The organism is Streptomyces sp. URMC 123, assembly GCF_051386515.1.
GTDB lineage: Bacteria > Actinomycetota > Actinomycetes > Streptomycetales > Streptomycetaceae > Streptomyces.
Map to the genome: position 1 here is coordinate 1 of NZ_JBPQTV010000325.1, position 7,349 is coordinate 7,349.

General features: G+C 74.6%; 5 protein-coding genes. 3 read left to right on the forward strand and 2 right to left on the reverse strand.

All coding sequences use genetic code 11. The features are described from left to right. The first annotated feature begins 223 nt into the window (after positions 1 to 223). Entirely contained in the window at positions 224 to 1,702 is a 1,479-nt protein-coding gene (locus ACSNOD_RS26190; protein WP_436769526.1) for an NCS2 family permease, read from the forward strand. 42 nt (positions 1,703 to 1,744) lie between these two features. Here ACSNOD_RS26190 and ACSNOD_RS26195 read toward each other — a convergent pair whose 3' ends face one another. After that, entirely contained in the window at positions 1,745 to 1,933 is a 189-nt protein-coding gene (locus tag ACSNOD_RS26195; RefSeq protein ID WP_436769527.1) for a ribbon-helix-helix protein, CopG family, read from the reverse strand. A gap of 130 nt (positions 1,934 to 2,063) precedes the next feature. On the opposite strand from ACSNOD_RS26195, the gene ACSNOD_RS26200 reads away from it, so the two are divergent. Continuing rightward, the gene (locus ACSNOD_RS26200; protein WP_436769528.1) at positions 2,064 to 2,504 is read left to right on the forward strand and encodes a MarR family winged helix-turn-helix transcriptional regulator; all 441 of its coding nucleotides are present in this window, start codon (positions 2,064 to 2,066) and stop codon (positions 2,502 to 2,504) included. A gap of 28 nt (positions 2,505 to 2,532) precedes the next feature. After that, positions 2,533 to 3,909 (forward strand): MFS transporter, encoded by a 1,377-nt coding sequence (locus ACSNOD_RS26205; protein ID WP_436769529.1) that lies wholly within the window; start codon positions 2,533 to 2,535, stop codon positions 3,907 to 3,909. A gap of 112 nt (positions 3,910 to 4,021) precedes the next feature. On the opposite strand, the gene ACSNOD_RS26210 is transcribed toward ACSNOD_RS26205, so the two are convergent. Then, positions 4,022 to 7,216 (reverse strand): sacsin N-terminal ATP-binding-like domain-containing protein, encoded by a 3,195-nt coding sequence (locus ACSNOD_RS26210; protein ID WP_436769530.1) that lies wholly within the window; start codon positions 7,214 to 7,216, stop codon positions 4,022 to 4,024. Positions 7,217 to 7,349 lie beyond the last annotated feature (133 nt).

Below are 7,349 nucleotides of genomic sequence, written 5' to 3' on the forward strand. Positions count from 1 at the left end.
AAAGCAGGCCCCCGGCCTTCGGCCGGGGAAAAGACCCCGCCCCTGCGGGGCGGGAAGGGGGGTCGGGGCGGGAAGACATCTACGCGCGGAGATAGCGATCAACCCGCTATACGTTCATACTGAACCGACCCTCCCCCGGCCAAGATTAATTGGCAGATCGCACAAACCCGATCACGTATCCACCCCACCGCCTCGCGAGAGGCCCCGTACGACGAGGTCCCGCATGCCCCCCTCGGCCAGCACTCCGGTCGACGCTCCCCCGCCCCCCGGCTCCGCCGGACCCGGACGCCCACAGAACCCGCTGGATCGTTTCTTCAGGATCTCCGAGCGGGGGTCCACCATCCCCCGCGAGATCCGCGGCGGCCTCGCCACCTTCTTCGCGATGGCCTACATCATCGTGCTGAACCCGATCATCCTCGGCGCCGGCGTGGACAAGTTCGGGCAGCAGCTCGACACCGGCCAGCTGGTGACCGCCACCGCGCTGATGGCCGGCCTGACGACCGTCCTCATGGGCGTCATCGGCAACGTCCCGATCGCGCTGGCCGCGGGCCTCGGCATCAACGCCGTGGTCTCGCTGCAGCTCGCGCCCAAGATGAGCTGGCCGGACGCCATGGGCATGGTCGTGCTCGCGGGCCTGGTGCTGATGATCCTCGTCGCGTCCGGCCTGCGGCAACGCGTGCTGGACGCGATCCCGGCCGGGCTGCGCCGGGCCATCGCCATCGGCATCGGCATGTTCATCACGCTGATCGGCCTCGTGGACTCCGGCTTCGTCACGCGGAACCCGGACGCCGCGCACACCACCGTGCCGCTGGGCCTGGGCACCGGCGGCCGGCTGGAGGGCTGGCCCGTGGTGATCTTCGTGCTGGGCCTGGCGCTGACGTTCGTGCTGCTGATCCGGAAGACCCGGGGCGCGATCCTGATCAGCATCGTGGTCGCCACGGGCCTGGCGATCATCGTCAACACGATGGTGGAGATCCCGGGCAAGGAGTGGGGCCTGACCGTCCCCGAGGTGCCCAGCAGCATCGTGGCGAGCCCGGACTTCGGGCTCATCGGTCAGGTCAGCCTGTTCGGCGGGTTCCACGAGGTGGGCGTGCTCACGGGCTGCCTGTTCGTGTTCACCGTGCTGCTGTCCGGCTTCTTCGACGCCATGGGCACGATCATCGGCGTCGGCGAGGAGGCGGGGCTGACGGACGAGAAGGGCCAGCTGCCCGGGATGGGCAAGGTGCTGATGGTGGACGGCGCGGCCGTGGCGGCCGGCGGTCTGGGCTCGGCGTCGGCGACGACCTGCTTCGTGGAGTCGACGGCGGGCGTCGGCGAGGGGGCCCGTACGGGGCTGGCGAACCTGGTGACGGGCGGGCTGTTCCTGCTGGCGCTGATCTTCACCCCGCTGGCCACGGTCGTGCCGTCGCAGGCGGCGACCCCCGCCCTCGTGGTGGTCGGCTTCCTGATCATGGCGGCGAACGTCAAGGAGATCGACTGGGCCGACCCGACGGTCGCCGCTCCCGCGTTCCTGACGATGGTCGCGATGCCGTTCACCTACAGCATCACCAACGGGATCGGCATCGGCGTCCTGGCGTTCATCCTGCTGCGCACCGCGACCGGCCGGTTCCGTACGGTGCCGTGGCTGCTGAACGTGGTCGGCGGCTGCTTCCTGGTCTACTTCCTGCTCGGCCCGATCGAGCGGCTGCTGGGCGTCAACTGAGCCCACGAAGCCGGACCACGGATCGCGCGGCCCCGTCGGCCCTCACCCCGGCGGGGCCGCGTAGAACTTCTCCGTCCGGTCGACGGAGGACTGGAAGCGTTCGTCGAAGTCGTCGCGGATGAGCGTGCGGACCACGTAGTCCTGCACGCTCATGCCGCGTTTCGCCGCGTGCTGACGTATCCGGTCGAGCAGCTCACCGTCTATCCGCAGGCTGAGCACTGTCGATCCCATGCCCGTACGGTCCCCGCCCGTCCGGCCTCCATGCGTCATTTTCCGGTCGTAACTCACTCGTAAGGGTGAGTCCGCATGCGCAGCGTGACCGACTGGTCTTTAGCCAAGGTAATGAGCTATGCTAATAAACATGCCGGATCTCTCTGACGGTGGCGACGACGCCGCCGCCGTGAACTCCCTGCGGTCCGCCGTGATGCGACTGTCACGGCGCCTGAAGCACCAGCGGGTCGACGAATCGCTCAGCCCCACCGAGATGTCGGTGCTGGGCACCCTCGCCCGCTGCGGCTCCGCCACGCCCGGGGAGCTCGCCCGCAAGGAGCACGTCCAGCCGCCGTCGATGACCCGCATCGTGGCGATGCTGGAGGCCAAGGAGCTGGTCCGGCTGGAGCCGCACCCCGACGACCGCCGACAGAAGGTCGTCACCCAGACCGAGCGCGCCACCAGCATGCTGGAGGAGAGCCGGCGGCGGCGCAACGCCTGGCTGGCGGAGCTGGCCGGGGGGCTGACCGACGAGGAGTGGGCCGCGCTGCGTGCGGCCGCGCCCGTATTGGAGAAGCTCGCGCACCTGTAGTCGACCGCACGGAGGAGGCGAACGCACTTTGAGTACGGGACCCGGAGCAGACGACTCCGCCCCCGGACCGAACCACCACGACACGCACACCCGCTCCACCACCCCCGCCGCACCGCGAGACCGCACCGGCACCTTCCGGTCGCTCAGAGTCCGCAACTACCGGCTGTTCGCCACCGGCCAGGTCATCTCCAACACCGGCACCTGGATGCAGCGCATCACCCAGGACTGGCTGGTGCTCGGCCTCACCGGCTCCGCCGCCGCCGTCGGTGTCACCACCGCGCTCCAGTTCCTGCCCATGCTGCTGTTCGGGCTGTACGGCGGCGTGATCGCCGACCGCTTCCCCAAGCGGCGGCTGCTGGTCATCACCCAGACCGCGATGGGTCTGACGGGCCTCGCGCTCGCCGTGCTCACGCTCAGCGGGCACGTCCAGGTCTGGCACGTCCAGCTGATGGCCTTCGTCCTCGGCATGGTCACGGTCGTGGACAACCCCGCCCGCCAGGCGTTCGTGGCCGAGATGGTCGGCCCCGACGACCTGCGCAACGCGGTCAGCCTCAACTCCGCCAACTTCCAGTCGGCCCGGCTGATCGGCCCGGCCGTCGCCGGTGTCCTGATCACCGCCGTCGGCAGCGGCTGGGCGTTCCTGCTCAACGGGCTGTCCTTCATCGCGCCCGTCACCGGGCTGCTGATGATGCGCGCCGCCGAGCTGCACCGCGTCGAGCGGGCGCCGCGCGGCAAGGGCCAGCTCCGGGAGGGCCTGCGGTACGTCGCCGGGCGGCCCGAGCTGATCTGGCCGATCGTCCTCGTCGGCTTCGTCGGCACCTTCGGCTTCAACTTCCCGATCTGGCTGTCCGCGTACGTCGACCGCGTCTTCCACGCGGGCGCCGGCACCTACGGCCTGCTCAACACACTGATGGCGATCGGCTCCCTGGCCGGCGCGCTGCTCGCCGCCCGCCGCGGCACCTCGCGCCACCGGCTGCTGATCGGCGCGGCGCTGCTGTTCGGCGTGCTGGAGATCGTGGCCGCGCTGTCGCCCACGTTCTGGGTCTTCGCGGCGCTGCTGGTGCCGATCGGCATGTTCGGCCTGACCATCAACGTCACGGCCAACTCCAGCATCCAGCTGGCGACCGACCCCGTGATGCGGGGCCGGGTGATGAGCCTGTTCATGATGGTCTTCATGGGCGGCACACCGATCGGCGCGCCCCTGGTGGGGTGGGTCACGGACACCTGCGGGCCGCGCGTGGGCTTCCTCGCCGGCGGCCTGGTCTCGGCCGCCGCGGCCGTCGGGGTCGGCCTCGCGCTGGCCCGCGTCGGCGGGCTGCGGCTCAAGTTCGACCTCCGGCACGGCCGGGTGGTGTTCGTCCGGCGCGAGGCCGCGCCCCGCGGCGAGCTGGCGACCGCCGCCTGAGCGCGGCCGCGCCCGGGCCCCGGCGCGAACGCCGGGGCAGCGGGGCCGCCGTACGGGCGCGTGACCCGGGCACCGCGTGACACCGCGAGCGGTCGGCGCCGGCCGCGGACCGCTACGGCGTGTCGTCGAACCAGCGGTCGCGGGCCAGCTCCTCCGTGCGGGAGAGGTCCTCCAGCAGCGCCGCCACCTCGAAGCGCCGGGGCCACTGCCCCGCCGCCCACGCCAGGCCCGCCGCGACCCCCTCCAGGGTCGCCGCGTGCAGGACCCCGTCCGGCGTCCACCGCCAGTCCAGCTCGACGCCGTCGACGACCAGCTCGTCGTGCTCCACGTAGGCCCCGGGCGTACGGGCCCCGAGCAGCACCCGGACCGCCTCCGGCACCTCCCGCTCGGCTCCGGTGCCCTCCTCCGGCACCCCGGCCGCGTACGCCTCGCTCAGCCGCGTCACCTGGAGCAGCTCCGCCAGGTCGGCGGCGGCGGACGGCCGCACCGGCAGCAGCGGCCGGCCGGCGGCCAGCGGCAGCAGATCGGGCGCGTCGGCGACGAGCGCGTCCGCCGCGTCCACGACCTCCACCGCGCCGTCCACCACGGCGCGCAGCTCGTCCGGGAGCGTCACCCGCTCGGGGTCGAGGTCGGCGAGCAGGCTGTAGATCCCGTGCAGCTGGGCGGCCGTGACCGGGCGCCCGGGGTCGGCGAGCCGGCCCAGCAGCTCCGCCGCGCCCCCGGGCTCGTCCAGCAGCGCCGCCACCGAGGTCCGCACGCCCAGCGCGCGCAGCACCTGCTCGTCGTCGAAGCCGGCCGCGTCCGCCGCGTCGTACAGCCCGGCCAGCAGCGGGTCGCCGCCGGCGGCGCGCAGGCCCGCGGGGCGGCGGCCGTCGAGCACGGGGTGACCGCGCAGCCACCAGGCGGTGTACGGCCGTACGGTCTCGGTGGTGCCGTCGGGCAGCAGCACCCGCACCCGCTGGGTCAGGGCGTCGCGCAGCGGCGGCTCGGCCAGCATCGCCAGCGCCCGGGGCCAGGCGTCGTCGTCGACGAGGTCCAGGTCGCGGACGGCGACGAGCTCCGTGGCGACGGGCGGCACGGGCGTGTCGGGCAGCCGGTCCAGGACGTCCTCGCACCACACGTCGACGGCGTCGAGCAGCCCGGCGTCGTCGGGCTCGGGGAAGTCGCCGTCGCGCGGCTCCAGCTCGTCCGGGTCGAGCACCACATCGGTGGCGCGCACCAGCGCGAAGGTGGCCAGCACGCCGACGGCGGTCAGCGGCTGCTCGCCCCAGCGCTCGGCCAGCTCGGCGTCGCAGCAGGCCAGCTCGCCCTCGCGGACGACCTGGTGGAAGGGGCTGCCGGGGAGCACCAGCTCGCCGGCGGGGGCGAGTTCGCCGTCCTCGTCGGGAAGGGCCAGCGCGGCCAGCCACGGCTCGTCGCCGGGGGCGAGATCGGCGTCCCGCACCAGGCCCAGCACGACCTCGGCGAGCTCCTCCGGGGGCAGCCCCGCGCCCACCACGTCGTCGTACCAGACCTCCTCCTCCAGCGACATGGCCACCGCGCCGCGGACCTGAGGGGTCGTCAGCACGGCGCGCGGGGTGGCCGGGGTGGCGCCCAGCTTCTCCAGCAGCGGGTGGGCGGCCTCCGGGTGCGCGACCTTCAGATCGAGCCGGGCCAGCCGGTCGGGGTCGGCGCTCTGCGCGCCGGGGACGGGCAGCAGCACCTGGCGCGGGCCGATGGCCGTACGGGCCTGGCCGGCCAGCGGCACGGGCAGGCCCGTCAGCCGGTCCGGGTCGACGCCGGCGAGGCTGTCGTACAGCCGCCACCACCAGGACGGCGGGCGCTCCACGCCGGCCACCCGGTCGATGGCCTCGCCGAGGCCGACCCGGCCGATGCCCAGGGCGCGCACCTCGGGGCGCCGCTCCAGCCCGGCCGGCAGCAGGCCGGGGAACAGCTCGGCGAGCACGGTCACGGTGTCGGCGCCCGCGCCCTCGATCAGCTCGGCCTCGATGGGCCGCAGCGCGCGCGGCTCCTCCTCGTCCGTCTCCTCCCCCTCCGGCGCCTCGAGGCCGGGCGGCTCCGGCGCGGCGGCGGCCGCGGCCCGGGGCAGGAACGCCACGCGCGGCAGCCGCTCCAGGATCGCCGCGCGCAGCGCGCCGTCCAGCTCGCCCTTGCCCAGCGGGCCCGGCACCAGGGCGATCGTGCCGGTGGACACCGGGCGCCACGCCTCCAGCAGGCCGGCGTACGCCTCGGCGGCCCGCTCCACGAGGAAGTCCGTCAGCGGCCCGGGGGCGGTGTGCCGGCGGGTCGGCTCCAGCGGGAAGGAGGCGATCAGCAGGGCCGGCAGGCCCAGCGGCTCGTCCGTGGGCGTGGGCGCGTGCACGACGGGCGCCGTGGCCGGGCGCTCCGGGGCGCCGTCCGCGCCGACCGGCACCGCCCAGGTCACCGACCAGCCGGGGCGCTGGCGCTCCTCCACGGGCCGGTCGGCCAGCAGCTCCGGCCGCAGGGCCCCGGCCGCGCTCGCGGTGCGCCAGCGGGTGGTGCCATGCGCGGTGTCCTCGATCAGGACGTACGGGCCGTCCTGGCGGCGCGTCAGGGTCCGTACGCCGTCGGGGGTCTCGATGACGACCTCGGCCAGGCCCGGCAGGGTCAGCGGCAGCGCGTCATCGACGGCGGAGAGCAGCCGCGCGGCGAGGTCCTCGGCCGCGCCGTCGCGCAGCGGCAGCACGACGGCGGTGTCGTAGCCCAGCGGGGCGCTGCCCTCGGCGGGCAGCGGCAGCCGCAGCAGCGGTACGTGGCCCTCGCGGCGGCGCAGCTCCACGCCCAGGGCGGGGCTGGGGCGGGCCGCCTCCAGCGCCAGCTCCCGGGCCTCGGCCAGCGACCAGCGGACGCCGCCCGTGCGGCCGACGATCGCCGGCTCGTCGCTGACGGCGAGGACCGCGGCGAAGCCGACGCCGAAGCGGCCGACGGCGTAGCGGGTCTCCTCGCCGCGCTTGGCCGACGCGCGCAGCGTGGAGAGCGACTCGACGCCGGTCGCGTCCAGCGGGGCGCCGGTGTTGGCGGCCACGAGGACGGCGGGCTCCCCGCCGCGCGCGGGGTGCAGCGTCAGGCGCAGCCGGCCGGGGACGCCGGCCCGGGCGGCGGCGTCGGCGGCGTTCTGGGCCAGCTCGACGACGAGCCGGTCGCGGTAGCCGCCGAGGGCGAGCTCCTCCTCGGCGTTGGCGTCCTCGCGGAAGCGGGCGGGGGAGGTGAGCCAGGAGTCGAGGACGCCGCGGCGGAGTCGTGCGGTGCCGAAGGGGTCGGAACCGGGGGGCGTTGGCCGCGCCATTGCCGTGCCGCTCACGTGTGCTCCTCGAGGTCGCGCGGGTGTTTCTTCCCCGCGAACGTATCGCCTCCGGCGCGGGTCCTTCCCACCCACCCACCCGTTGACCGCCTATGCGGCGGGCGCCGCAGGCCCGGGC

Excerpts from the sequence above, each read along its gene's own strand:
- ACSNOD_RS26210 (WP_436769530.1), bottom strand. The coding sequence starts at position 7,216 with ATGGCGCGGCCAACGCCCCCCGGTTCCGACCCCTTCGGCACCGCACGA.
- ACSNOD_RS26190 (WP_436769526.1), top strand. The coding sequence starts at position 224 with ATGCCCCCCTCGGCCAGCACTCCGGTCGACGCTCCCCCGCCCCCCGGC.
- ACSNOD_RS26200 (WP_436769528.1), top strand. The coding sequence starts at position 2,064 with ATGCCGGATCTCTCTGACGGTGGCGACGACGCCGCCGCCGTGAACTCC.
- ACSNOD_RS26195 (WP_436769527.1), bottom strand. The coding sequence starts at position 1,933 with ATGGGATCGACAGTGCTCAGCCTGCGGATAGACGGTGAGCTGCTCGAC.